The organism is Burkholderia territorii, assembly GCF_902833055.1.
GTDB classification, from domain to species: domain Bacteria; phylum Pseudomonadota; class Gammaproteobacteria; order Burkholderiales; family Burkholderiaceae; genus Burkholderia; species Burkholderia territorii.
On record NZ_CADFEJ010000136.1, the window covers coordinates 1 to 461 of the forward strand.

The following is a 461-nucleotide window of genomic DNA, read 5'->3' on the forward strand; positions in this document are numbered from 1 at the left end:
ACCAGCGGCGGGATGGCATCGAAATCGGCATAGACGCGATGCGGGAAGGTGGCGTCGTAGATCGGCGCGCCGCTCGCGTCGCGCAGCGTGAGGCCGGCCTGGTCCTTCTCGTCGTATGGCAGGAACAGGCCTTCGTCGGCCAGCGAGAGCAGGCGCGCGGAGTCGCGTGCCTGCGCCGCGATGCTGTAGCCGCGCGCGGCGAGGCGTTGCTCGAAGGCGGGTAGCTGGGAATAACCGAGGCGGGTGTCGTAGGGCCCGTCGAGCGGATAGCGGATGCTGTCGCTGGGGCCGTCGCCGACCGTGTAGCCGACGTCGCTGGCCAGGCTGGAGAGATAGCGGGCCTGCCATCGCGAGGTCGCGAATTCGATCTGGCAAAGCCTGACCACCACGACCAGTGCGATCAGCACGGCCGCGATGAGCAACCATTTCACACGCTTCCAGACCGGCACGGGGCTGGTGGC

General features: G+C 68.3%; 1 pseudogene. It reads right to left on the bottom strand.

The window, feature by feature from the left end:
* Positions 1-461, bottom strand: a pseudogene (locus HW466_RS31400) (glycosyl transferase family 51); the annotation flags it as partial.